The following is a 26,565-nucleotide window of genomic DNA, read 5'->3' on the forward strand; positions in this document are numbered from 1 at the left end:
ATCCATGCGTACTTCCAAATGGGTGGTTGTGCTTTATAGCCTGATCGTTGCGATCGGCGTTATCATTGCCTTGCCCAACTTTTTCACTCAAAAGCAACTTGAGGCGATGCCGTCCTGGTTCCCGAAGCGTCAGGTCACGCTCGGCCTCGACTTGCGCGGCGGCTCGTATCTCGTGCTCGAAGTCGATGCAGCGAGCCTGAAGAAAGACCGTTTGCGCTCTCTGCTTGACGATGCCCGCAGCAAGCTGCGTGCCGAACGCATCCAGCCGCAGTCGATCCGTGCTGTCGGCGATGCGGTCGTTGTGACCATCCCTGATGCGGACCAGCGTTCCAAGGCGGAAACTGCACTTCGCACCTTGATTTCGCAGGTCAATACCAGCGGTTTCGGTACGGCGATCAACGACATAGATGTTGCCTCGAACGACAATCAGGTACGCCTGACCCTCACCGAGGCAGGTTTCAACTATCGTCTTGATGCCGCTCTTCAGCAGAGCCTTGAAATCATCCGTCAGCGCGTCGACCAGGTCGGCGTTGCAGAACCGTCCATCCAGCGCGTAGGCTCGGACCGTATCGTCGTTCAGCTTCCCGGTCTTCAAGACCCGGCGCAGCTTCGCCAGCTTCTCGGAAGCACGGCGAAAATGAGCTTCCATATGGTCGCCGATGCCAATCCGAACGATGCGCCGCCTCCGGGCGTGACCATCATGCCGGATTCCAAGGATCCCAACATCAAGTATCCGATCGAGGATCAGATCGCCCTTTCCGGCGAGCGTCTCACCGATGCGCGTGCAGGTTTCGACCAGCGCACCAACGAGCCGATCGTGTCTTTCCGTTTCGATAGCCTCGGTGCACGCCAGTTCGCGGACATTACGACGAAAAACGTCAATCGTCCGTTCGCAATCGTGCTTGATGGAAAGGTGCTGAGCGCTCCGGTCATCCGTGAACCGATCACCGGCGGCTCGGGCCAGATTTCCGGCAGCTTTACGGTTCAGGACACAGTTGTTCTTTCGGCACTCCTGCGCGCTGGCGCCCTGCCCGCTCCGCTGACCGTTATCGAAGAACGTACTGTTGGTCCCGATCTTGGCGGCGATGCCATCAAGATGGGTCTGATTACAGGTATCGTGGGCTTCGTACTCGTCGCGGTCTTCATCCAGCTCCTTTATGGCGTCTGGGGCACGATTGCCAACGTGGCGCTGTTGCTCCACACCTTGCTCACCTTCTCTGCCTTGAGCCTCATTGGCGCAACGCTGACATTGCCCGGTATCGCCGGTATTATTCTCGGTATTGGTATCGCGGTTGACGCCAATATTCTCATCAATGAACGTATCCGCGAAGAAACGCGACGCGGCCTCGGAGCCATGGCCGCGCTGGACAAGGGCTTCCATAGCGCCTTCTCCACCATTGTGGATGCGAATGTTACATCCCTGATCTCGACCTTGCTGTTGTTCACTTTCGGCACAGGCCCGGTTCGCGGCTTTGCGATCACCATGATGCTCGGTATCGCGATCTCCATGTTCACTGATGTGACGTTGGTACGTATGGTCATGGCGTGGTACGTCCGCAAGCGTAAGCTGAAGGTGCTCGTCATCGAGCCGTTCCTGAAATTCGTTCCTGAAAAGACGAATATCAGCTTCATGAATGCGCGCTTCATCGGCATTGGCGTCTCGATTGTGCTGTCTATTCTGTCCATTGGTCTGTTCTTCAAACCGGGATTGAATTACGGCATTGACTTCAAGGGCGGCATTCAGGCGGAAATCGTCACGTCACAGCCAGCCGATCTGGCGCAACTTCGCGCCAAGCTAGGCGCATTGGGTCTTGGCGAAGTAGCGCTTCAGTCAGCCGGTAGCCCGAATGATGTCCTGATCCGCGTCCAGCGTCAGGAAGGTGGCGAGGAAGCGCAGACGGTTGCTGTCAACAAGATGCGCGAAGCCGTAACCGAGCTTGATCCTGGTGTGAAAATCGAGCGGACAGAAGTCGTCGGCCCGAAAGTCTCTGGTGAACTGGCCCGTTCAGGCTTCATCGCCGTCATCCTGTCGGCACTCGGCATGCTCATCTATCTCTGGTGGCGCTTCGAGTGGTTCTTTGCGATGGGCGCAATCATCACGCTTATCCTCGACACCACGAAGATGGTCGGCTTCTTCGCGCTGTTCCAGCTCGATTTTAACCTGACAGCCATCGCAGCGCTTCTGACCGCTATCGGTTACTCGGTAAACGATAAGGTCGTGGTTTATGACCGCATGCGTGAAAACATGCGTCTTTATAAATCGAAGCCGCTGCGCGAGATTGTCGATATGAGTATCAATCAGGTGCTCGTCCGCTGTGTTTACACATCAATGACGACGTTCCTGTGTATGCTCCCAATGGCAATCTGGGGCGGTAGCGCGGTTCATAATTTTGCCGTGCCGATGCTGTTCGGTATCTTTATCGCTACATCGTCGTCGATCTTCATCGCCGCTCCGATCCTGCTTCTGCTCGGCAACTGGTGGCAACACCGCAAGGAAGCCCATCAGGCAATTGAAGACAGCGCCGCAGCGCAGAAATAGCCCGCTTGCCGGGCAAGGCTCAAACCTTGCCCGGCTCCCACTTACACAATTGAAAAGCCAGAGGGGGAAGGCACCTGATGCCCCATGACACGCCTTTGATAGCGACAATCGTCATCGGGTTATGCCTGGCCTTCATCTTCGGTGCGATAGCCACCCGCCTGAAAATCTCCCCCCTCGTCGGCTATCTTCTGGCAGGTGTCATTGCTGGCCCGCACACGCCCGGATTCGTCGCTGATCAGGATCTGATTCTGCAGCTAGCCGAAATTGGCGTCATCCTGCTGATGTTCGGCGTCGGCCTGCACTTTTCCCTCAAAGATCTTCTTTCCGTCAAAGCCATAGCAGTACCCGGCGCGCTCGCGCAGATTGCAGCAGCCGCAGCCCTCGGCACCGGCCTTGGGCTCGCCCTTGGTTGGGATGTACAGGCGGGTCTGGTTTTTGGCCTCGCACTTTCGACCGCCAGTACCGTCGTCCTGTTGCGCGCCATGCAAGAGCGCCGCCTGATCGACACCGAACGTGGACGCATCGCAGTAGGCTGGCTGATCGTCGAAGACCTTGCCATGGTCATGGCACTGGTGTTGCTTCCGGCAGTCGCCAGTGTAACCGGCCGTGCAGAAGGCTCAGCAGCGAGTGATCCTATCGTTTCATGGCTTGGCCTCGGAATTGGCGGCATCATCCTTCTCACCATTGCCAAGGTTGTTCTGTTTGTCGCCCTGATGCTCATAGTCGGGCGTAAGGTCATACCGTGGCTTCTGAACGTCGTGGCTCAGACCGGCTCTCGCGAACTGTTTCGTCTTGGTGTGCTCGCGATTGCGCTGGGCGTCGCTTTCGGCGCAGCCCATCTGTTTGGCGTTTCCTTCGCATTGGGCGCATTCTTCGCCGGCATGGTGATGAGCGAATCCGAACTCAGCCATCGAGCCGCGGAGGAGTCCCTCCCCTTGCGCGACGCCTTCGCGGTGCTGTTCTTCATCTCTGTCGGCATGTTATTCGACCCGATGAGTCTTCTTCGCGATCCGCTGCCCCTGCTCGGAACGCTCGCCATCATTCTTATCGGTAAATCGGTCGCAGCATTCTTCATCGTGCGCGCTTTCCGTCGCCCTGTCAGCACAGCGCTCACCATTTCGGCGAGCCTTGCGCAGATTGGTGAGTTCTCCTTCATTCTTGCGGGATTGGGCGTCAGCCTTAATCTCCTCCCGCCAGCCGGACGCGACCTCATTCTCGCAGGCGCAATCCTCTCGATTTTCCTCAATCCAGTCATGTTCATTGTCGCGGAACGGATGCGACCATGGATCGAAAAACGAAGCAAAGGCGAAACGTCAGCCGGTGATAACACCAGTGCCGAACTCAATATTTCTGAGCCCGAGCCATTGCCGCAGACTTTGCTGACCGCACACACGATTATCGTTGGTTACGGCCAGATCGGCGAAAGGATCGCAGCAGGATTGCAGGCAGAGACGCCTTTTCTCGTCATTGAGGATTCGTCGAAAGTCAGCGCCTCGCTCAAGGATAAAGGCATCCAGGTTATTACAGGGAACGCCTCGGATTCAGATATACTGAAGGCGGCCAATCCGGTAACGGCTCGAAACCTGGTTATTGCAATACCCAACGCTTTCGAAGCTGGGCGGGTGACGGCACTGGCCAGAGCCGCCAATCCGGAAATCAGCATCGTCGTGCGGGCCTGTTCAAAGGCAGAAGCACAATATTTGCATGATCTTGGCGCAGATTTTGTCATTCTGGGAGAAGAAGAAATCGCAGCAGCCATGGCAAAGGCAATCGGAACTGAGATCAAGAGGAAAAATACCGAAACCGTTTCAGAGGAAAACGAATTTCAGGCCGACGCATTAGGGATAATATCGGGAGATGGGTCGACCGATATCATGGGCAAAAAAGGGGATGATATGAAGCATGAAGGCATGGTGACCGGTTGATGAAAGCAAAGGATTACATCTGGCCGGTCGTGGGTATTTGCGCAGTCGGTATTTCGGCTTGGCTTCTCTATCGCGAACTTCGCAGCATTTCGCTCGATGATGTTCTGGACAGTCTTTACGCCATCCGCGCCCATCATTGGGCGCTCGCGGCGGCTTCAGCACTTCTGGCCTACAGTTCGCTTGCTGGTTATGATCGCATCGCGCTGCTGCACCTCAGACGCAAGATTTCCTGGCTGTTTATCGCGCTTTGCTCCTTCACCACCTACGCGCTATCGCACAATATTGGCGCTTCAGTCGTCTCCGGTGCCGTAGTGCGCTACAGGGCCTATTCCTCTCAAGGCATGCCCGGCAGCGAGATCGCCGTCCTCATCGCTTTCTGTTCATTCACATTCATTCTCGGTGTTGTCATTACTTCCAGCGTCGTTCTCCTGCTGGAGCCGCATATTCTCATGCGCTTCAACGAGGAACTGACACCAACCGTCTCCATCATCATTGCACTTTTGATGCTGGCATTCGTACTGCTTTATGTCTTCGGTAGCTGGCTGCGCCTGCGTCCGCTTCAGATCGGCAGTTTCCGTCTGGAATATCCGCGGCTGTCGGTTGTAGTGCAGCAGCTCATCGTCGCACCGCTGGAGCTGATCGGTGCCGCGGGTATCATTTATTTTGCCTTGCCAGAGGCCGGCAATCCCGGTTTCCTCATTATTCTTGGCATCTTCCTGGTCTCATTCTCTGCAGCCCTGATATCGCACGCTCCGGGCGGCCTTGGTGTTCTGGAACTCGTTTTCCTGACTGGCTTGCCGGATATGAATCAGGCTGATGTTCTGGCTGCGCTGATCGTCTTCCGTCTGCTCTACCTGCTCATTCCGTTCGCGATGTCGCTTGTGGTCGTGCTGGTCTTCGAGAAATCCCAGTTTCTCCTGCGCTGGAACGATAAACAGCGAAAATAGAAGCAGATCAACGACGGAGTATATTTTTCACAAAACCCGCCATAATTTGAATTTGTTTTCCTTAAAATGGAGGCCATGGCCGCCTATCTTGGAACCAGTTTCGCAAATGGAACAAATTGCGAAACTGAACGCCCTCCCAAGGCTTTATCCAAGAGGAAAAACGCATGCCTGCGACATTGATCATCCCCGGCTACAAGGGATCGGAAGCAGGCCACTGGCAGCGCCAATGGTTGCATGACGATCCGTCAGCATTGCTTGTCGAACAGGACGACTGGCACTATCCGGTGCTATCCGACTGGATGCACGCACTCGAAGCCAAACTCGCCGAAAATCCGGGCGCCGTTCTGGTCGCCCATAGTCTCGGCTGCGCACTGGTCGCACATCTGGCCAGCCGACCGTCGGCAGCACATGTGGCGGGCGCCCTTCTCGTTGCACCTGCCGACGCGGAAACTATGGCCCGCAAGGACAGCCGTTTCCAGAGCTTTGCGCCGCTGCCGCGCCATGAGCTGGGCTTCCCTTCCATCGTCGTGGCAAGCCGCAACGATGAATATATGAGCTTTGCCAAGGCAGAAGCTCTGTCCCATGTGTGGGGATCTGGATTTGTCGATCTCGGCCATGCTGGCCACATCAACGTAGCAAGTGGATTCAGCCGCTGGCCGGAAGGGATTATCCTTGCATCCTCTCTTCACAGAGAACCGGTAGCCAACACGCTTTCCCAAGCAGCGTGACCGCAAGCCGTCCATTCTTCGAATGGACGGCTTCTTCGATTTTAGGCACCTTGCCTACGTTCTAGCAGAACCTTCAGGACAAGTGTCAGAAGAGCGATCAAAGCGAGCGTCGAAGCCGCAGCGAATGCACCAGCGACGTTATAGTCATTGAACAGTAGTTCCACCTGAAGCGGCAGCGTATTGGTCTTGCCTCGGATTGCACCCGAAACGACAGACGTTGCCCCAAACTCTCCCATTACGCGCGCATTGCAAAGCACCGCACCATAGAGCAAAGCCCATTTGATATTGGGCAAGGTGACATAGAAGAAGGTTTGCCAGGCATTGGCGCCAAGCGTCAGAGCCGCTTCTTCTTCATCGCTCCCCTGCACTTCCATTAGCGGAATCAGTTCACGCGCCACGAAAGGTGAAGTGACGAAGAGACTGACAAGGAAGATCGCCGGAACCGTAAACATCACCTTGATGTCATAAGTTTCCAGCAATGGCCCCAGCAAACCTTGCGATCCATACAGGAAGAGGTAGGTCACGCCGGCCACGATGGGCGAGACCGAAAACGGTATCTCAACGAAAGTGATCAGCAACCGCCGTCCTGGAAAACGGAACTTGGTCACAAGCCATGCGACACAGACACCGAAGGCCATGTTGATCGGCACCACGACGATTGCTGTGAGAATGGTCAGCCAGACCGCATGCAACGTATCAGGCTTCAATATTTCACCGAAGAAGACATCGGCGCCCTTGCTGAATGCGTAGGAGAAGATAATGGCCAGAGGCGCTCCAATGCAGACCACCGACAAGCCAGCCGCCAGCCAGATCAACAGATTGCGCACTGGTCCGGAATTTCGTGCCTGCAGGCTTGCGCTAGCGTTCTGCATAACGAAGCTGCCTTGCCTGAATGAGATTGGTCACAAGAAGCATCACGAAAGCCGTAATGAGCATCACGAATGCAAGTGCAGCGGCTGCAGGATAGTCATACTCGTCGAGTCGGATGAAAACGAGCAACGACGTCACTTCGGTTTCAAAGGGGAGATTGCCAGAGATGAAGACAATCGAACCAAACTCACCGAGGCTGCGGGCAAAGGACAGCGACGAGCCTGCAAGGAAAGCTGGAAAGATGGTCGGCCAGATAATGTGTGAGAATGTCTGCCAGGAGCTGGCCCCAAGGCTGCGGGCAGCTTCTTCCACATCAGCACTCATGTCTTCAAGCACCGGCTGAACCGTGCGGATAACGAACGGGATGCTGGTGAAAAACATCGCGATCATGATGCCGAGCGGCGCATAAGCAACCTTTATCCCGATCGGTTCAAGGAACCGTCCAAACCAGCCATTTTGGGCAAATAGCGTCACCAATGCCAGACCGGCTATGGCAGTCGGCAGCGCGAAAGGAAGATCGACGGCGGCATCGATCAGACGTTTGCCGGGAAATTCATATCGCGTCAGTACCCAAGCCAGCAGAAGACCGAACAAGCCGTTAAAAACAGTGGCCACTGCGGCTGCGCTCAAGGTGATCTTATAGGTCGCTAGCGCCCGATCTGAAGTCACAATGCTCCAGAAGTCACTCCAGCCAAGACTTGCCGTTTTCAGAATCATGGCCAGCAGTGGCAAGGCCACGATAACAGCCAGATAAAGCAAAGTGCAGCCGAGGGTCAGTCCGAACCCCGGCAGCACAGAATTACGTTTCATGCTTAGAAGCGCCACTGGATTTTTCCAAAAAGCAAGGCGATCCCGTCCGGGATCGCCAGTTGGCTTTGTTATTTGCCTGTGAATAGCTGATCAAGCACCCCGCCTTCGGCGAAATGTTCCTTCTGCACCTTCTCCCAGCCACCGAAAGCATCTTCAACCGTCACGAGACGCACATCAGGATAGATGTCCTTGTGCTTTGCAATGACATCCTTGTCGTGCACACGGTTGAAGTTCTGAGCCAGAATTTCCTGACCTTCCGGTGAATAGAGATAGTTCAGATAGGCTTCCGCTATCTTGCGCGATCCACGCTTGTCTACCACCTTGTCGACAACCGTAACGGGAAACTCCGCCAGCAGACTGACTTCTGGGACAACGACATCATACTTGTCCGGTCCGAGAACTTTCTCAGTCCCGCGTGTTTCAGCTTCAAACGTCACCAGCACGTCGCCAATGCCACGTTCGGCAAAAGTCGTCGTTGCTCCACGTCCGCCGGTATCGAAGACTGGAACATTCTTGAAAATCTTCCCGATGAACTCGTGTACCTTCGCCTGATCACCCTTGAACGCCTCGTTCGCATAGGCCGTCGCAGCAAGATAGGTATAGCGCGCATTGCCTGAGGTCTTCGGATTCGGGAAGATCACCTTCACGTCGTCACGCGCCAGATCGTCCCAATTCTTGATGTTCTTCGGATTGCCCTCACGAACGAGGAATGCAGGGAGCGAATAGTAAGGCGAGGAGTTGTTAGGAAGCCGCTTCTGCCAGTCCGCGGGAATCAGATTACCCTTGTCATGGAGGACCTGAACGTCGGTCACCTGATTAAACGTAACGACATCCGCCTCAAGTCCTTCCAGAATCGAGCGAGCCTGCTTCGAAGAACCTGCATGAGATTGATTGACGGTTAAATCCTCGCCCGTCTTCGTCTTCCAATCGGCAATGAAAGCCTTGTTGACCTGTTCGTAGAGTTCCCGCGCAATGTCATAGGAAACATTCAAGATTTCCTTCGGCTCCTGTGCATGAACCGGTGCAGAGCCGAGACCGAAGGCTACCGCCGCGTATAGAATAATTTTTCTCATTAGACCCATCCCCACCACGCTGTTTGCGAAAAGCGCTCTAAACTGGATTGTTTTCAGAAAACAAATCTAACGAGAGAAGAGACAAAATCAATCTAAATCATTGATTTAAATATATAAACTACTTTTATCGCCATTCATGGAACCCGTACCCAAACCTCATGCTGGCGTGAGAAAATAATTCTCATCAGGAGCGAAACCATAAAATGAAATGCAAAAAGGCAGGAGACGGAGGTCTCCTGCCTTCAAAACTTTCTTAGACTCTGGACTTACCAGAAACCGCGATGCTGCCAGCACCAGAGAAAATTATGCTCGCCACGCTCCAGCCGACTACGGCGGCGGGCTGCAATCTCTTCCGCATTCAGCTTCATCTCACTCCAAGGCCGCTCCAGAAGGGCCGGAACACGCAAAACCGTATTCTTCATTTTCGTAGCGAGCAGCTGAACGGTTCGCTTCATGCCTAGCCTCCTCATTGCCTTACGCTCAAATATCATCGCGTTTTCGCCGCAACAATGAACGATAGGTTAATTTTGAAGGCTTCTCGGCTTTTGTCAATAACCTACTTATTTTATCGGAGTTAACTGCGTGAAATAATTTGCGAGCCAGACCAAACAACCCGCAAATTCATTCCTGTTAAACCTCATAGTCGGTTGAGGGCGTAATGCGTACCTTGCCGATATGACGACCATTCATCGACTCGATCTTGAACTCCAGGCCATCGGCAACGAAGCTTTCTCCACCCAAAGGCAGGTGTCCGAGATGCCAGAGAACATAGCCGGCAAGGGTAGTATAACGGTCACCGTCATCCAGAAGGTCGCGTTCCAGAAGGCCGCTTAACCGGCGAATGTCGGTAAAGCCGTCTACAAGATAACCACCCTGCCCATCCGACTGCGCGACAGCCGCCTCTTCGTCTTCATCCGGGAACTCACCAGCAATGGCTTCCAGAACGTCGGTCGGCGTCACGACACCTTCGAAAGAGCCATGCTCATCGACGACGACTGCGATCTGGACAGGTGAATTACGCAACTGCTCCATAACACGCAGCACGTTTGCATTTTCATGCACGACAAGCGGCTGCTTTACGATTTTGTCCCAGTCGACAGGCTTCTTGTCACCAATGTCGAGCAAGAGGTCCCGGACCAACGCCACACCGATAAACTCGTCCACCTGACGGCGCGCGACGATGACGCGAGAATGTGACAGCTCACGAATGGCCGCATCAAGTTCCGCTTCGTCTTCATCGAGATCAAGCCACTCGATCTCGTTGCGCGGCGACATGATAGAACGCACAGGTCGATCAGCCAGATCAAGAACGCCGCGGATCATCTCCTTTTCTTCCGGCAGGAAGACATCACTGGCCGCTGTCTGCTGAGCAATCACGTCAACCGTATCGGAAAGCGGGTTTTCGCCGCGACTGCCACCGAGTAGACGCAGGACGGCACCCGCAGTGCGCTCTCGCAGATCGTTGGTCGTGACCAGCTTTTCGCGATTATGTCGCGACATCTGGTTGGCCGCTTCGATCAACACCGAGAAGCCGATCGCCGCATAAAGATATCCCTTTGGAATATGGAAGCCGAAACCCTCCACGACCAGACTGAAACCGATCATCATCAGGAAGCCAAGACACAGGATGACAACGGTGGGGTGTTTGTTGACAAAATCCATCAGCGGCTTGGAAGCAAGCATCATTACGCCGATGGCGATAATGACAGCAATCATCATGACCGGCAGATGCTGAACCATGCCCACAGCCGTGATGACACTATCCAGCGAGAACACGGCATCAAGCACGACAATCTGAACGATCACCTGCCAGAACACAGCATGTACGACCTTGGAACTCTTAGGCCCATGATCACCCTCCAACCGCTCATGCAGCTCCATCGTGCCCTTGGCGAGGAGAAACAGACCACCAATTAGCATGATGATGTCTCGGCCCGAGAACGACATCCCCATGAGCGAAACCAATGGCTCACGGAGGGTGACGATCCAGGAAATCGACGCCAGCAGCACCAGACGCATCAAAAGAGCCAGAGTAAGGCCGATAAGTCGCGCGCGATTACGTTGGTGTGGGGGCAGTTTGTCGGCCAGAATGGCAATAAAGACGAGATTGTCGATACCGAGAACGATCTCGAGCACCACCAATGTCACCAAACCTATCCAGGCATTGGGGTCAGCAATCCAGTCCATGGACCAGTCCATGATATGTCGGCTCCTTTAAAGATCAGCAGAAATGGAAATTGGGAAATTCGTCGCAACAGCTTTGTGACCGGGCCGCATCTGTGCGGTCCAGTCTCTTGCAGGCAAAGGCTATCGGGAATTGTTCAATGCGCAGGAAGCCCGAACACCCCTCCGGGGAATTCGGACTTCGAGAAGACGAATCGTCAGAACTGTCGTCGGGCATAAAGCGCGATGAACCTTATATGAGGTGTCGCGAGGCCTGAATCCTCAGCCACACCGGTTGCCACATGGAACATATGGTCTGTTATTATGCAGACCGAAGCCTGTAGCACAAGAGGTCGATTATTCGGCGGGAGAGACCTGAACGCGGCGCTTACGCTCCCGACGTGGACGAGCTTTGAAAAAGCGCACACCGATAACCGTCGCAATGATGGTGACGATAGTGATTCCGATCACGAACCAGAACATGTGATCGCCATCCATTCTGGCGAAAACGCCTGCTCCACGACCTGCCAGCCAGCCCGGAAGGAACATCAGCGGAGCCCATACAAGCGCGGAGAGGACATTGGCTGTCTGGAAGCGTGTCTGATCCATAGACATCATACCGGCAACCATCGGCACGGTACAGCGCACAGGGCCGAAGAAACGACCAAGGAACACTGCAGAAAAACCATAGCGACGGAAGAGAAGGCGTGCACGCGCCACACCGCTGCGGTGTTTGTTGAGCGGCCACTTGTGAATAATATTGCGGCCCAGCCACCAGCCCAGGAAATAGGAGATGATATCGCCAATCACTGCGCCGATAATCGCACCGATTATAACGGGAATGGGTTCGATGATTCCGGCACCCACGAGGCCGCCGATAGCGATCATGATCGGCGTAGCTGGAATGAACATTCCTATAATGGCGAGAGATTCGCCGAAGGCGATAACGCCCACGATAGGCCCAGCCCATGCCCGATGATCGGAAATAAACTGTCCGAGATCGCCTATTATACTTTCCATTCCGTCCTCAAATGTCGCGAACCGGATTTTGAAACGATATGAGCCGTTTCTGTTTTCTTCGGCAAGGGCAACCCGGTGCATAAAGCGCCTTGCTCTGACAAATTTTAGGGGCGGCGCCGGTGTCCGTGACTTCAGAACCACTACCAACCGATCAAGTCTTTTATATGCCGTAGTTTCTCAGACAAGCATCAATAATTGATGACATGGCTGCGACATTTGCAGCGTGACTCTACTCCCTGAACGAAACCTCCCCGCCGCACGTATTAGTCCAGCATCGGCGAATATGGAGCCGCAGGGTTCCGCTTACAACGCCGAAAACGTGAAAAAATGAATCAAATCAAGAATCTCTCATTTTTGATTCTCAAAAGAGCGACCAGAAAACACAACCAGAATGCACACACCCTGAAAAAGACACCGGTAACGCGCAGTTATGGATTTTCGGAAGGCCCGCATTTCCGGGCTTTTTACGCAAGCTGTTATTTTTTTCAGAAATTTTGCAGTTGGAGGCTGGACAGGTGGAAAAGAGGCCGTTATAGAACCGCTCACTTCACCGGGGCCGCTGCCTCGGCAAAGCGAGTGGGTGATTAGCTCAGTTGGTAGAGCAGCTGACTCTTAATCAGCGGGTCGTAGGTTCGATCCCTACATCACCCACCACTTTTTCTTCTGAAAACAAACGCTTCCGCTGATAACTGATCCTGATGGATCAGAAAAATTCTTCTTGCCCGAACGAATATGTGTCTCAGTGCCTGCGGATGATTTTTCGCTTTGGAGAATGCTTCAACTCTGGTTTGCTCATACACTCCCCAATACATTACCGATAATTAATTGGCATATTCATATGCGGTTCATCTAAAAAGACAGACATTACTCGCACGCCTTTTAGCGGCGCCCCTGTAAAAGAGTAATGGAGTCAAATAGCCATGAAATCGAAGACCGCATTTATCGCTGTAATTGCAACATCTTTGCTTGCTGTACCCGCACTGGCACAAGAAAATAGCAGTGCAAATACTGATAAACCGGCAGCAGAGACGACCGTTGCCCCAAACAAGGACATGAAGGGCAAGCGTGGCCCTGTCGATCTTGAGAAATTCTCACGCATGGATGACCTCAAGGCCGCCGATACCGACGGCGACGGCGTACTTTCTCGCGCCGAAATCGAAGCACTGGCACTCAAGCGCATCGTGAGCCGGGCAGCTGACCGCATGGAGCGTCGCCTCGACGTCAATGGCGACGGCAAGGTTACGCTTGCGGAAGTGGAGAACCAGCGCAAGAAGGAATTCGCTGCACTGGATCGAAATGAGGATGGCAAAATCGATCGCAGCGAAATGCGCGCCGCGAAGATGCATCACCAAGCCAGAGGCTCTCACCACAAAGGTTCACATCACATGGGCAACCACAAAGGTGGTGAGCACAAAGGCCCGATGAAGGATCAGGCAGAGAAGCCACAGGAATAAAGCTGAAATAAAAAAACCCGGGCTCAATGCCCGGGTTTTTCATACGCCGATGTCAATTTCACCGTTCAAGAGCGGATGACGCCCTTCTTGAAAATGATATTGCCATAAAGCCGCTTCTCACCGGTACGAATGATCGCAAAAGCATCGCGAGCGCGGTGATAAAAAGCAAATCTTTCAACTGGATCGACAGAAATCTTTCGACCCTCAGCCTTTTCTATGACTGATTCAAATTCCTTGAAAATCGCCGGCGTTTCATTGGGCGCCTGCATGACAGCGGCTGGCTTGTCGACAAAATCATCCAAAGGCAACAGCGACAACACAGCCTCGGCCATATCCGTTGCAGTGATCCCCGGAAAGTCCAGCACGTGGACACCAGAGGACTGCGCCGGATAATTGGCATCAACAATCACGAGATCGTCTCCGTGCCCCATATCGGCAAGAACCTCGAGCAGCGAGCCGGTCAGCAATGGATTGATGTTCTTCAACATAAGACGTCAGTTCCTATAAAAATTCTGTCGCCTCACACTAAACAATTCGCTTTCAGAATCGCAAGGTCCAAGTGTTGGAAGTTGACCGGTCTTATCTCGTGGTCGGGTCCAGCTTGTCGCGTAGCCAATCACCCACAAAGCTGATCGACAGCGTCGTGAACATGATCACAAATGACGGCGCGAGCATGATCCACGGTGCGCGAGTGAGATATTCGCGACCATAACCAACCATATTACCAAGGCTGGTCATCGGCGGCTGCACGCCAAGGCCCAGAAACGAGAGGCTGCTTTCAAGGAGAATAATCTCCGGGAATGTCAATGTCATCGAGACGATTAGCGTTGAAGCAATGTTCGGGAGGATATGTTTGAGATACACTCGCGACGGCGTAGCGCCGAGCTGGGTAACCGCTGCTGCATAACCTTGTGCATTCGCTGAGACAGCCAGTCCACGCGCGATACGGGCATAACGCTCCCAGCCGTAGAAGCCCATCAGGCAGGTCAGCAACAGAAGCGAGCTTCCGAAGAACGCCAGTACGGCAAGCGACAAAATCAGGAATGGCAGCGCCGCCTGAAAATCAGCCAGCATGACTACAACCTGCTCCACCGCGCCTCGAAAATAAGCTGCGAGGAAACCCAGTGTCGTCCCGAACACCGCTGAAATGATCGTCGCACCAAACGCGATGAGCAGCGAAATGCGAATGGATTCGATGAGGCGTGAAAGCACGTCACGTCCCAGCTCATCAGTACCCAGCCAATGCTGTGCGTTCCCCGGCAGTGCGAGGCGGTTTTTCAGGTCAAAGGCTGTAATGTTGTAGGGTTTTATCCAGTCCGCAGTCAGCGCAATCAGGATCATTGCGGCGATCCAGACAAAGCCGATGATGACCATCAGCGGAATGCTTTTACGGCTCTTTTTCGGTTGCGTGGAAACAGTGGCAGTATTGGCGGTCATATCCGTCATCGGTTCAGCCTCACGCCTTGCCCTGCGCCTGACGCAGACGCGGATCGAGATAACCATAGAGAAGATCAACAATGAAATTGGAGATCACCATCGTCGCGGCCACGAGAAGCAATATGCATTGCACGATAGCAAGATCGCGATTGGCTACCGAAACCACGAGCAATCTGCCCACGCCTGGCCAGGAAAAGAGCGATTCAACCACCACCGCACCTGCAATCAGCGATCCGACCATAAACCCGACGATAGTGACAATCGGGATGGCCGCGTTAGGCAGTGCATGACGCCAGACAACATTTCGCCAGGACACACCTTTGGCACTCGCCGTGCGAATATAGGGCTGCCCCAGAATCTCGATCATTGCGCTGCGGGAGAACCGCGCCAGAATGGCCGCGCCGCCGAGCCCCATGGTGATTATGGGTAGAATGGCATGCATCCAGCTGTCCTGCCCGCCCGAGGGCAACCAGCCTAGCGAAACCGAGAACACCAGCACGAGCAACAAGCCAAGTACAAAACTCGGTAAAGTGAAGCCGATGACGGCAGTAGCCATGACAGCCCGGTCAATGAAACTGTTGCGATGCAACGCAGCATAAATTCCGGCCGGAATGCCAAGCCCAAGTTTGATCAACAAAGCCGGTATCGTAAGTTGAAGCGTCGCGGGAATGCGCTCAGTCACCAGTGCGATTGCAGATTGGCCATCGCGCATCGATATCCCAAGATCGCCGCGCGCAATAGCGCCGAAATAGCGCAAATATTGCTGCCAGAGCGGATCATCGAGCCCCCAGTTCTTCCGGAAGGCAGCTATCGCTTCCGGTGGCGCGTCCGGTCCCATGATGATCTGGGCCGGATCACCGGACATACGCAAAACGACGAAAGCGAATGTCACCACAAGAAGAATGGTCACAAATGCGCGAACCCCGCGAACCATCAGAAATCTAAGCATGAATATTGTCCGTCTGCAGGGTTCCTGCAAAATGGCAGGCCACTTTGCGTCCCGCTGGCATGTCGAGGAGTTCAGGTGTCTCGCTGCTGCAGCGCGGAGCCGCGAAACGGCAGCGGGGGTGAAACGCACAGCCATTAGGTCGCGCGGCAGGGTTCGGCGGCTCTCCCTGCAGGATGATGCGATCGCTGAGAGGAGTTCCAGCGACAGGGACACTGGACACCAGCGCCTGCGTGTAGGGGTGAAGCGGTTTGGCAAAAATCTCGTCCGAGGACGCCTCTTCGACGATCCGGCCCAGATACATGACCGCAACACGATCCGAAATATTGCGTACCACCTTCAGATCATGGCTGATGAAAACCATGGCGATGCCTTCGCGTTCCTGCAAATCGCGCAAAAGATTCACAACCTGCGCCTGAATGGAAACATCCAGCGCCGATACAGGTTCGTCGCAAACAATGAGTTGCGGCTTGCATGCGATGGCGCGTGCAATGACGACACGCTGGCGCTGCCCGCCTGAAAGCTCATGCGGATAGCGCGAAGCCTGATCGGGACGAAGGCCGACCGCTCGCATCAGCTCTGCAACACGCGCTTTCTGCTCAGCAGCGGTTCCAATTCCGTGAATCTCCAGTGGTTCGGCAATCTGACGGCCAATCGGCAACCGTCGGTCCAGAGCTGCCAGAGGGTCCTGATAGACAAGCTGCATACGCGCCCGCAAAGCGCGCCAGCTTGCGGTCTTCTGGCGAGGTAGGGCTGAACCTTCAAACGTCACCTCTCCCTCGCTGGGATCTTCCAGACCGAGAAGCAGCCGCCCGGTCGTGGATTTACCCGAACCGGACTCGCCAACAATGCCCAGTGTTGTTGCCGGAGCGACCGATATGGAAAGCCCATCGACCGCGCGCACCGCGACCGGTTTTGCGAACGGACCTTTGCGCGACGTGTAGGTTTTGACAAGGTCGCGAGCTTCGATGAGAGCAGCTGTCATTGTGCTATTGCCCTTGTGCTCGCCGGGACTGAAACATGGTCACTCATGGATGGCGGCAAATGCGAGGTAGCCGGATAGGGATGAAAGCACGAGACCATGCGCCCCTCACCGGCATCGTCCTGCGGAACACCGAGCCTGGGGAGGCTTCGCGCGCACAGATCACTCGCGCTCAAGCAGCGTGGCGAAAATGCGCAACCTTGCGGAAGCTTGCCCGGCTCAGGAACTGTGCCCTCAATGGGGATCAGACGATTGCGCCCGCCATCAAGGTTCGGAATAGAATCGAACAGGCCGTGCGTATAAGGATGGCGCGGAGCAGCAAAGAGCGCTTCGGTCCGGGCCTGTTCAACGATACGCCCGGCATACATGACGGAAACACGTTCGCAAATTTGCGACACTGCACCAAGATCATGGCTGATAAAGACCACAGCCATGCCGGTTTCCGCACGCAATGCGGCCAATAGATCAAGAATTTGAGCCTGAATCGTAGCATCAAGTGCTGTCGTGGGCTCATCCGCGATAAGGATATCGGGATTACCCGCCAGCGCCATGGCAATCATCAAACGCTGGTTCTGGCCACCGGAAAATTCGTGCGGATAATTATCGATGCGGCGACGCGCATCGGGTATTCCCACCAGTTCCATCAATCGCAAAACTTCTGATCGGGCTGCAGGTCCTCTCAGATTGCGATGAAGCCGCACGGCCTCCTCAATCTGGCGCCCGACCCGAATAACCGGATTTAGGGAACTCGATGGATCCTGAAAGATCATCGCAATACGGCCACCCCGAACACCTTCGAGCGTGCTGCGCGATGCGGTCAGCAATTCTGTTCCTTCAAGGAGAACACTACCGGAGATCGACGCCTTTTTCGGCAAGAGACCGAGCGCTGCCAGCCAGGTGACGGACTTGCCGCAGCCGGACTCCCCGACTAATCCGACAGCTTCGCCTCGCTCAATCGAAAGGTCGATACCATGCAGAACCGGCACGCCATCAAAGGCCACTTTGAGATTGGAAACTTCGACCAGCGGCATCATGCAATCCTTCTGGTTCATTCACAGTCGCAGGGTTTGAAACCCCAAAGGAAAAGCGAGCCCGATTGAACCGGGCTCGCCTCTACAAATGGATCAGGCCCAGTTGTTTTTGCGGAAGTCCATCGCGAAAGCGGGCGCCGCCTTCCACTTCAATGACTTCGGCTTGGCAGTGAAAGTCGCGTTCTGGTGGAGGACGGTGTAGGCTGGATCTTCACGTTCGCAGATTTCCAGCATCCGTTTGAATGCCTCCTTGCGCTTGGCGTGATCCGTGCTCGTTTCCATAATGACGGAAAGCTTGTTCGCCTCCTCATTCGTCCATTCACCAACCTGTTGCTGCTGACCATTCGGACCATGCTGGCTGACGATAGACGAAACCGGATCGTTGAACGGTGCGGAGTTGGACCAGTCGCGCACGGCACGCCCCGGGCTCTTCTCCAGAACCTGCTGCCAGTTTTCCTGCATCTGAATTTCGACGTTCAGCCCCACCTGGTTCCACATTTCCACAAGGATCTGCGCGGTTGGGGTCTGGTTGGTGTAGTAGTTGTTGAGCAGGCGGTAAGGAATGGCATCACCCTTGTAACCGGCCTCTTTCAGAAGCTGCTTGGCGAGATCCGGGTTATATTCCGGAACACTCCAGCCCTGAACGAACATATCGCCATAGTAGTCCCACTGGAGACCAGCCGGAACGACCGTACGACCGGCCCACAACGAATCCACGATCGCCTGACGATCAATCGCATGGGTAAATGCGCGACGCACCAACGGATTTTCCAGTTGCGGATGGAACTTGTCGAATACAGTTAGACGGTGGTTGAGGATCGTACCGCCCTGCACCTCGAAAGCCTCATTCTTTTCGATACCTTCGATCTGATCCGGTGGAATATCGCAGGCAAACTGATATTCGCCCGAGAGCAAACCATTGATGCGGGAGGCAACTTCCGGCACCTCGATGAAACGGATTTGCTTCAGCGGTGGGCGTCCACCCCAATATTCGTCGTGAGCTTCGAGCACCAGCATGTTGTCCGGCTTGAACTCGACAACCTTGTAGGGCCCGGTGGTAACCGGCTTGCGCGCCCAGTCGAGATAGCTAGGCGACTCTTCCCAGCCACGACGGCTCATAATCTGGCTACCGTAACGGGAGATACGGCCTTCCATGGTGACGTCTGGCGTACCGTTCTTGAAGCGCACCGTGTATTTGTCGACAATTTCGACACCCAGCAAGGCTGGCCAGGAACGACGTGCCGTCGCTGGCACTTCAAGCGGCAGTTCCTTGCTTTCACGACCGAGCGGATTTTTCTCCGTGACGTAAATCGTCTTGCCTTCGGCTGGTTGCGTGTCGCCAAACATGCGCTCCTTGCCAAAAGTGAAGGCAACGTCTTCGGCGGTCATCTCATCGCCATTGTGGAACTTCACCCCCTGACGGAGCTTTAGCTCGACCGTCTTGTCATCGATGCGGGTCCATTCGGTCGCAAGACCAGGCACAGCCGAAAGACCGCCCAGCCAGTCGCGGTCGATCAACGCCTCCCAGATACTGGAAAAGAAAACGCGTTCGCCGACATTCGACTGTTCGCGAAGAACGTCGAGCGTGTTGCTGTTTGCCACCTTCTGCACAGCAATGGTGATCGATGGGCGATTGTCAGCCTGTGCGATTGCAAATCGCGGCAGGACGAGCGAACCGGCGGCGCCGGCTGAAAGGCCAAGCATTCCGCGTCGGGTCAGATTGATCATTTAGTTGCTCCTGAGATCAATGGTTGCGCGTTGTCAGCCCTTGCGGGCCGGATCTGTAATGGGTCAGCGTCCGGTCGGCATGAGACAGCCGCCACGACAAAGCCTTCTGGGCGTAGTCGCGAACGAGAGTCGCATAACCGGGGTCTTGAGCCAGATTGTTGAATTCGTGCGGGTCCGCCTTCAGATCGAAGAACAGCGGCGGCAGGGCCGCAAAATGCACGTACTTGTAGTTCTCGTCCTCAATTACGCAGAGGCTGCAATCATCCTGGGAGAGCTGCACCGAATTCTGCGGCTGATCGTAGAAGACGTCGCGGAAATCGAACTCGTAATGCAATTCTGTGCGCCAGTCGGCGGGTTTCCCCTCGCCCAAAAACGGCAGCAGCGAACGCCCGTCGCAAGCGCGCGGCGTTTCCCCGCCGAGCCATTCGAGGATGGTGGGCATGACATCGATGCTTTCGGAAAACCCATCTTCGATCTGGCCAGCGTGCCGGTTCTCCCCCGCATCCTTTATAACCAAAGGAATACGGAAACTTTCGTCGTTGTAGCCGATCTTGCCGAGCAGATGATGATCGCCGAGCTGCTCACCATGGTCGCTGGTGAAGATGATTAGTGTGTCGTCCCACTGACCAGTTTCATCAAGGTAAGCGAAGACCCGCCCCAGACAATCGTCGATTTCCGTAATCAGGCCGCAATAGGTGGCGCGCATCTGGCGAATCTCGCCTTCGTCCAGCGTTGCGCCGGAGCCTTCCGCCCCATGGAAAAACGAACCACGCCTGATATGATCTATATAGTGCTTCATAAGCGGATGCTGTGCCGCTTCGGCATCCGGACTTTCCGCGCGAACCGGCGCAGGCATATCTTCGGCCTTGTACATCGCATGATAAGGCGCGGAGGCGACGAATGGCGGGTGCGGGCGGTAGTAACCTAGATGCAGAAAGAATGGCTTGCCATCCCTGCCCTTAAGGTAGGTCAGCGCGCGTTCCGTGAAGAATGTGGAATCCGAGAACTCCTTCGGGATACGCGACGGCTTGTCGGTAGCACCGGGAACGGAATACTCCCCTTCTGGCAGCCAGATATCTTCCCGGTTCTCCGGCAGTTCAAAACCGTTCTGCGCCACCCAGCCGAAATATCCGTCCATATTGGGTTCGAATGCGCCCACTGAGCGAAACCCGTCCATGATATCGCCAAGAACCGTGAAACGCGGATCTCTTGGGGACGTCGAACGCGGGTCAGGCGTCGTCGTCGTGTAACCAATGAGCGCGGGATCATAGCCGATGGCGCGGAGGGCTTTGCCGAGGTTCAAATGGCGTTGATCAAGCGGAACAGTGTTCTGCACTGCCCGATGGTTCATCAGGTAAAGGCCAGTAAGCAAGCTTGCCCTTGCTGGTCCACACGGCACACAGGTTGTGACGTGGTTGCGGAAGGTCAAGCCTTCCCGGCACAGGCGATCAAGATTGGGAGTTTTGAGGAAGGGTTCGCGACCCTCCGCCCGCATCAGGTGGGGGATAAAATCTGCTCGCCATTGATCAACGACGATAAGCAGGACATTTTTTCTGGTCATGTTGGCCTCGTTATTTCCGAGGCTTACTAGGACCCTTATATATCAAGGGCATGACCCTTGTGTAATGTTTTGGTGAAGCTCTGATTACAGAAACGCCGGCCAAAGGCCGGCGTTTCACTCAGATCAGCGGAATAGTCGATCATTCCGCCTTGGCTTCGATATCGACCTTGTCGAGCAGCAAGGTCGGATCCTGCGATGCAGCTACCATTTCGAGAGCGCCAATGCCTTTTTCGGCTTTCGACTTGACGGTCAGCTCGAAAATATTCGGCTTAGCCAAGAACGTCGAAAACGCCGTCGCAACATCCTGCAACTGTGGCTGCTCCGCTGCCAGCTCTTGCAGAGCGGCTGCAGCCATCAGAGACATCGTGCCGCGTACTTCGTCTTCCGACATATCTTTTTCTTCGGCATAAATTTTGATCGCGTTAGCGATAATGCCCTTTTCTTCAACCTTCAGGTTTACCTGCTTGGCCTTGAGCCCGAGCAGAGCGACCTGCATCATCACCTTATCGCCAGAGAAGAATTCCTTCGTCAGTCCGCCCATCAAACCAGACATGGATACGGAACCCATATCCTTACCGCTGATCGAAATGTCCTTGATGATCAGATCCTGGTTTGCCTCATCCCAGCTTGCTTCGAAGTTTGAAGACATGGTGAGACTATCATAACCAAGCTTCCGAAGCTGCTGGTAGAACTCGTCATCAGCCTGTGTCGGCACTTTGATCGACATGTCTTCGTAAGCGACGCGCACATCGGTCGGAATACCGTTGTAAGGCTTGTTGAGAGCGACTTCATAGTTCTTCATGGCAAACTGAATGCGTTCAGGCAGCGAAGGAACCGACGATTCTTCGGTTGCAGCCTGTTCTCCTTCATCCGCATTTTCCTCGCCTGCGTCCACATCTTCAGACTTTTCGTATGGCAGATCGGCGTCGATCCCCACTACCCGAAGCGTGCCGAATTCCGGAAGCATGGTCGTGAAAGGGAAGTTTTCAACTTCGTCCTCATTCAGCGCCGCAAACTTCTTCAAGGCTTCGACTGAAGTCGCCCAGGAGAAGCCCTTCAAGGAAGCTTCCTCCATCTTCATGTAGTCCTGACCTTCGGAGAAGGCCAAGCCTTTGATGGTCGCATCCATCTTCTGATTGTCGAAAGCAACTGCAACGCGTTCGATACCGCCCTTGCCTTTCGATGAATCAGTTGGCTCGATCTTCATGCCGAGCATTTCGACATCGCCCTTACCGATCGTGTCGAACAGGGAACTCAACTGAAGAATAAGCTCGCGCGTCTCTTCCTGTGAAAGTTCGTCCGCATTTTCGAGAGACTGGAGCTTCTCCAAGGTTTCGGTGAACGGTACGGCGGGCATACGAGCCGTGAAACCGTTGCTGCGAATCTCATCGTAGCTGAAGTTCGCATCCTTCGTCTTCATGACGATGTTCTTCGCCGAAAACGGGCCATAGACCGGCTTTGCTTCCTTATCGTCCGGGCCTGCCTTTTCGGTATAGAGGCGGGCGAGGAAGACACCATCAATGTCCTTGCCCTCTGCGGCACCCATGGTGCCTGTCATCTTGTCCGTGACTTTTTCGCCGTCTTCACCCGGCACTTGGATCGTGAAGTCGAAAATCGTGCCGCCCGCCGTATAACGAGCAACCTTACCGAGGTTGATATCTTCCAGCGCAACGTCCTTATAGACGATGTTCTGTTCGTTATTCGCGACTGTCTGGACAACCTTGATTTCCTGCGCAGTCAGGCGCTTTGCCGAGAAACGACCAACGCGTTCCGGCAGCGTCAGACCGCTATTGCCGAAAGTATCCTTCAGCATGGCTGTATCGAAATTAGCGTCTTCGATTGCCACGCTTGGAATGGAAACCTTGTAGTTTCCGATCTCCGTATCAATGCCCGACGCATTCAACATGCCGGTCAGGAACAGAAACTTGGGGCGACCGTCAACCGAAGCGATACGGACGTTGGAGCCATCCTTCAACGGCAACGTCACGTCGCGCAGATGAATACGTCCGAGAAAGTCGGCTTCGACGGAAGATGCTTTGCCGCCACGCTTTTCAAGCTGCGACGTGATCGTGTTCTCAAGTGTGATCTTGTATCCGGTCAAACCGGCAGCAGCGATAGCGATTACCGCAACTGCCGCCCACAGCGCCTTGCGCCCACCCTTACGGGTTCCGTTCTTTGCCTGCTCCACGATGCTGGTCCTTTCAGCGCAAATTAAAACGGTGTCTGTGCAAGCCATTGCCAGAACGAATTCACTGACGAAAGGGAGGTTTCGACATCGCGTAAATACGGCTGAAACAACTGCTTAAAACACACAGCCTGAATCGGTCAGGCAGACAGATGCTCTAACTACCTGAAATTGCAAGCGCAAGCAGGATCGTAAATGTTCCTCACAATATTTTTGGGCTTTCTCAAGCAATACTCGAACAAGGCAACACAAAAATCATTGGTAATTTCAACGAAATACCTTCCGCGCCATTTCAGCTATTGAACCGGTTACTATCCCGTTCATTCAAACACACAGATACTATCAAACGCTCAAAGCGGCTGATCGGGATGTGGAGATGAACCGTAAGCGCCCCAAATGGATTGATCGAAATTCACGATGGCGCCAGTCATCAAGCCGGATTCTTCCGAAGCCAGAAATGCTATCGCGCGGGCAACTTCGACCGGTTCAATCAGCCTTCCGAAAGGCTGGCTCTTAGCCGCTTCATCCAGCCAGTTCTCCGGCGCATTGTGAAACTCGCGTTGGATACGGTCTTCGCCGTCTGATGCCATCCAGCCAATATTCAGGCTATTGATGCGAATACGATTGCGCAAAACCGAATAGGCTACGTTGCGGGTCAGTGTGTCCAGCGCCCCCTTGGAAGCGCAATAGGCTGCAATGAAAGGCTGGCCGCCCATGGACGACATCGAAGAAATATTGACAATCGTTCCCTCGATCTTGTCGCGCCGGAACAGCTCTATCGCTTCTTGAATGAGGAAGAATGGCGCTCGTGTATTCACCGCAAACAAGCGGTCGAACAATTCCGGGCTCGTATCCAGAATGGTGCCCCGATCCGTCAAACCAGCAGCGTTTACGAGAACGTCCAGCCTTCCAAAAACACGGTCGGCTTCCGAAACGATCTTGCGGCAGTCTTCCACCTTCTCAAGATCAGCCTGCACGAAGACCGCTTTGGCTCCGAGATTTGCCAACTGATCGACTTGCGCTCGCCCTTTTTCAACCGAACGCCCGCATATAACGAGACCTTTGGCGCCTCTCTCTGCAAACAGTTTCGCAGTTGCTGCGCCAAGCCCTTGCGTGCTTCCGGTAATGACGGCAACTTTGCCATTGAATTGTCCGTTCATTCTACGCTCCGAAAATCCCGGTCAGACCCGACCGCCCAGTTCAGCAGTCAGGTCGGCGAGTTCCTGCCCACCTGCCATGAGGCTTTGCAATTCGTCCATGTCCACATCGTTCTTCGTTCGCGTTCCAAGCGTTATCCCGCGATTGAGAACTGTGAATTTGTCACCGACCGCATGAGCATGACGGACATTGTGTGTAATGAAGATCACACCCAGCCCGCGTGAGCGCACCAGATTGATGTATTTGAGAACCATCGCCGTTTGCCGGACCCCCAGCGCGGAAGTCGGTTCATCGAGGATCAACACTTTCGCGCCGAAATAGACGGCGCGGGCAATCGCCACACACTGCCGCTCACCGCCGGAAAGCGTTCCGACAGCCTGCTGCGGATCACGGACATCGATCCCGATCTTGCGCATCTCCTCACGCGTAACTTCTTCCGCCTGCTGCGTATCGAACCAGCGTATCGGGCCGATGCCTTTGGTCGGTTCCCGTCCCAGAAAGAAATTCCGCATGACCGACATTAGCGGGATCATCGCAAGATCCTGATAAACTGTCGCAATCCCATGATCGAGCGCATCGCGCGGACTGTTGAAGGTGACAGGCTTTCCTTCGACCAGAAAGTCGCCACTGGTCGGCTTGTGCACGCCAGAAAGCGTCTTGATCAGGGTTGATTTACCGGCTCCATTGTCGCCAAGCAGGCAATGGACCTGCCCCGGTTCGACGCTCAATGAAACACCGTTCAATGCAATGACCGGACCGAAATGTTTAACGAGATTGCGAACTTCGATGATGGGTGTCGTCATGGCAAATCTCCCTCTCAGCGCTCGCCGGTCGCGCGCTTGCGAATGAAATTGTTGAAGAGCACCGCGATTAGAAGCATTCCTCCCAGGAAGACCAGATACCAGTCCTGATCGATCTGGGTATAGGTCAGCCCGATCAGAACCATGCCGAAGATGATCGCGCCGAAGAACGCACCGATTGCAGAACCATAACCGCCGGTCAGCAGACAGCCGCCAATGACCGCAGCGATAATCGCCTCGAACTCCTTCTGGAAGCCCCGGCGCGCATCAGTTGAACCGGCATCCAGAACGGTAAGAATAGCCACCAATGCCGCAGCCATTGCCGTGCACATGAATAGCGTTGTCTTGACGCGACGGACAGGAACACCGGAATTGCGTGCAGCCAGAGCATCACCGCCGGCCGCGAAAATCCAGTTGCCAAAGCGTGTGCGTACCAGCACATAGGTTGCAATAAGTGCGATGGCGATGAACCACAGAACCTCGACCGGCACGCCTTTTACCGAAGGCTCACCATTGGGAAATTTGTCAATCAGATCGTTTTCAGCCATCCAGGCGAAAAGTCCCTGAAAAGCATCGCCGGAAAACAGGCCCGCAAGATAACTGCCCGCTACAGCTTCCTTCACGCCACGCAGCTGCGTAGCGCCACCTGTTGCCCATTTCAGCCCGACTAGCGACAGACCACGCAAAATGAACAGGAATGCGAGCGTCACAATAAATGATGGCAATCCAGTCCGGATAACAATCTGCGCATTCACCATCCCCACGAAAGCGGCGAACAGCAGTGTGACGATGATAGCAATACCGAGCGGCACCTGCCAGACGACAAGGGCAGCGGCGAAGATCAGGCCTGCAAAAGCTACCATCGAGCCAATAGACAGGTCGAATTCACCGCCGATCATAAGAAGCGCTGCGGCGACTGCCAGAATGCCGAGCTGCGAAGCAGGAGCCATGAAGTTCATGATGCCGGCAGCAGTAAACATCGCCGGATTGGCAACTGAAACGAAAAAGACCGTAATTAGGATCAGGCCGGATACCGCTCCTAATTCCGGTCGGCTCAGGAGCCGTTGCATTGGGCTCGCCGACTGAAGCCGCTCATCCTTCGATAGCGCCGCTGTGTTGGCCTTTTCATGGGGAAGTGGCTCACTCATGATCTTCTCCTGATGCATTCTGGGCACAGAGACCCGTTCCCGCCCATTTTCATGGGCGGG

22 protein-coding genes and 1 tRNA gene are annotated in these 26,565 nt (G+C 54.6%); 6 read left to right on the forward strand and 17 right to left on the reverse strand.

Features of this window, described 5'->3' with window-relative positions; genetic code table 11:
* The first annotated feature begins 4 nt into the window (after positions 1-4).
* The 4 genes from secD (at position 5) to OHI65_RS17185 (ending at position 6,139) form a co-directional block, all read left to right on the forward strand.
* Positions 5-2,539 (forward strand): protein translocase subunit SecD, encoded by a 2,535-nt coding sequence (gene secD, locus OHI65_RS17170; protein WP_012091842.1) that lies wholly within the window; start codon positions 5-7, stop codon positions 2,537-2,539.
* 77 nt (positions 2,540-2,616) lie between these two features.
* Positions 2,617-4,464 (forward strand): YbaL family putative K(+) efflux transporter, encoded by a 1,848-nt coding sequence (gene ybaL / locus OHI65_RS17175; RefSeq protein ID WP_012091841.1) that lies wholly within the window; start codon positions 2,617-2,619, stop codon positions 4,462-4,464.
* The gene (locus OHI65_RS17180) at positions 4,464-5,411 is read left to right on the forward strand and encodes a lysylphosphatidylglycerol synthase domain-containing protein (protein WP_125300136.1); all 948 of its coding nucleotides are present in this window, start codon (positions 4,464-4,466) and stop codon (positions 5,409-5,411) included. Before ybaL ends, OHI65_RS17180 begins: the two co-directional genes overlap by 1 nt.
* 164 nt (positions 5,412-5,575) lie before the next feature.
* On the forward strand, positions 5,576-6,139 hold the full coding sequence (locus tag OHI65_RS17185; protein WP_010659818.1) for an alpha/beta hydrolase: 564 nt from the start codon (positions 5,576-5,578) through the stop codon (positions 6,137-6,139).
* Positions 6,140-6,180: 41 nt separating this feature from the next.
* On the opposite strand, the gene cysW is transcribed toward OHI65_RS17185, so the two are convergent.
* The 6 genes from cysW to OHI65_RS17215 all read right to left on the reverse strand — a co-directional run bounded on the left by cysW (position 6,181) and on the right by OHI65_RS17215 (position 12,075).
* Positions 6,181-7,011, reverse strand: a complete 831-nt coding sequence (gene cysW / locus OHI65_RS17190) for a sulfate ABC transporter permease subunit CysW (RefSeq protein ID WP_012091838.1) — start codon at positions 7,009-7,011, stop codon at positions 6,181-6,183.
* Positions 6,998-7,819 (reverse strand): sulfate ABC transporter permease subunit CysT, encoded by an 822-nt coding sequence (gene cysT, locus OHI65_RS17195; protein ID WP_012091837.1) that lies wholly within the window; start codon positions 7,817-7,819, stop codon positions 6,998-7,000. Before cysT ends, cysW begins: the two co-directional genes overlap by 14 nt.
* A gap of 68 nt (positions 7,820-7,887) precedes the next feature.
* Positions 7,888-8,892 (reverse strand): sulfate ABC transporter substrate-binding protein, encoded by a 1,005-nt coding sequence (locus OHI65_RS17200; protein WP_125300135.1) that lies wholly within the window; start codon positions 8,890-8,892, stop codon positions 7,888-7,890.
* A gap of 266 nt (positions 8,893-9,158) precedes the next feature.
* Positions 9,159-9,347: a hypothetical protein gene (locus tag OHI65_RS17205; protein ID WP_125300134.1), complete on the reverse strand. Its 189-nt coding sequence runs from the start codon at positions 9,345-9,347 to the stop codon at positions 9,159-9,161.
* A gap of 175 nt (positions 9,348-9,522) precedes the next feature.
* Complete coding sequence (locus OHI65_RS17210; RefSeq protein ID WP_012091834.1) at positions 9,523-11,091, reverse strand: TerC family protein; 1,569 nt, start codon at positions 11,089-11,091, stop codon at positions 9,523-9,525.
* Positions 11,092-11,412: 321 nt separating this feature from the next.
* Positions 11,413-12,075 carry a DedA family protein gene (locus OHI65_RS17215; RefSeq protein ID WP_010659812.1) on the reverse strand — a complete coding sequence of 221 codons (663 nt, stop codon included), beginning with the start codon at positions 12,073-12,075 and terminating at the stop codon, positions 11,413-11,415.
* 578 nt (positions 12,076-12,653) lie between these two features.
* Between OHI65_RS17215 and OHI65_RS17220 the strand changes: the two genes are divergently transcribed.
* Positions 12,654-12,729 (forward strand) — tRNA-Lys (locus tag OHI65_RS17220).
* Positions 12,730-12,995: 266 nt separating this feature from the next.
* Positions 12,996-13,529 carry an EF-hand domain-containing protein gene (locus tag OHI65_RS17225; protein ID WP_125300133.1) on the forward strand — a complete coding sequence of 178 codons (534 nt, stop codon included), beginning with the start codon at positions 12,996-12,998 and terminating at the stop codon, positions 13,527-13,529.
* 65 nt (positions 13,530-13,594) lie between these two features.
* Here OHI65_RS17225 and OHI65_RS17230 read toward each other — a convergent pair whose 3' ends face one another.
* The 11 genes from OHI65_RS17230 to OHI65_RS17280 all read right to left on the reverse strand — a co-directional run bounded on the left by OHI65_RS17230 (position 13,595) and on the right by OHI65_RS17280 (position 26,505).
* Positions 13,595-14,017 carry an RbsD/FucU family protein gene (locus tag OHI65_RS17230; RefSeq protein WP_010659810.1) on the reverse strand — a complete coding sequence of 141 codons (423 nt, stop codon included), beginning with the start codon at positions 14,015-14,017 and terminating at the stop codon, positions 13,595-13,597.
* A 91-nt stretch (positions 14,018-14,108) separates the two neighbouring features.
* Positions 14,109-14,975 (reverse strand): ABC transporter permease, encoded by an 867-nt coding sequence (locus OHI65_RS17235; RefSeq protein WP_012091825.1) that lies wholly within the window; start codon positions 14,973-14,975, stop codon positions 14,109-14,111.
* Between the two features lie 10 nt (positions 14,976-14,985).
* Entirely contained in the window at positions 14,986-15,915 is a 930-nt protein-coding gene (locus OHI65_RS17240) for an ABC transporter permease (RefSeq protein ID WP_012091824.1), read from the reverse strand.
* Complete coding sequence (locus OHI65_RS17245; protein ID WP_012091823.1) at positions 15,908-16,897, reverse strand: ABC transporter ATP-binding protein; 990 nt, start codon at positions 16,895-16,897, stop codon at positions 15,908-15,910. Before OHI65_RS17245 ends, OHI65_RS17240 begins: the two co-directional genes overlap by 8 nt.
* Positions 16,894-17,928 carry an ABC transporter ATP-binding protein gene (locus OHI65_RS17250; protein WP_125300382.1) on the reverse strand — a complete coding sequence of 345 codons (1,035 nt, stop codon included), beginning with the start codon at positions 17,926-17,928 and terminating at the stop codon, positions 16,894-16,896. Before OHI65_RS17250 ends, OHI65_RS17245 begins: the two co-directional genes overlap by 4 nt.
* Before the next feature lie 90 nt (positions 17,929-18,018).
* Entirely contained in the window at positions 18,019-19,653 is a 1,635-nt protein-coding gene (locus tag OHI65_RS17255; RefSeq protein ID WP_125300132.1) for an ABC transporter substrate-binding protein, read from the reverse strand.
* 16 nt (positions 19,654-19,669) lie between these two features.
* Entirely contained in the window at positions 19,670-21,214 is a 1,545-nt protein-coding gene (gene pehA, locus OHI65_RS17260; protein ID WP_125300131.1) for a phosphoric/sulfuric ester hydrolase PehA, read from the reverse strand.
* A 139-nt stretch (positions 21,215-21,353) separates the two neighbouring features.
* The gene (locus OHI65_RS17265) at positions 21,354-23,402 is read right to left on the reverse strand and encodes a hypothetical protein (protein WP_125300130.1); all 2,049 of its coding nucleotides are present in this window, start codon (positions 23,400-23,402) and stop codon (positions 21,354-21,356) included.
* A 347-nt stretch (positions 23,403-23,749) separates the two neighbouring features.
* The gene (locus tag OHI65_RS17270) at positions 23,750-24,559 is read right to left on the reverse strand and encodes an SDR family oxidoreductase (RefSeq protein ID WP_012091819.1); all 810 of its coding nucleotides are present in this window, start codon (positions 24,557-24,559) and stop codon (positions 23,750-23,752) included.
* A 21-nt stretch (positions 24,560-24,580) separates the two neighbouring features.
* Positions 24,581-25,360: an ATP-binding cassette domain-containing protein gene (locus OHI65_RS17275; protein WP_010659800.1), complete on the reverse strand. Its 780-nt coding sequence runs from the start codon at positions 25,358-25,360 to the stop codon at positions 24,581-24,583.
* Positions 25,361-25,374: 14 nt separating this feature from the next.
* Complete coding sequence (locus OHI65_RS17280) at positions 25,375-26,505, reverse strand: ABC transporter permease (protein WP_012091818.1); 1,131 nt, start codon at positions 26,503-26,505, stop codon at positions 25,375-25,377.
* Positions 26,506-26,565 lie beyond the last annotated feature (60 nt).

The sequence above is a fragment of the Brucella sp. MAB-22 genome (assembly GCF_025908475.1).
Lineage (GTDB): Bacteria > Pseudomonadota > Alphaproteobacteria > Rhizobiales > Rhizobiaceae > Brucella > Brucella anthropi.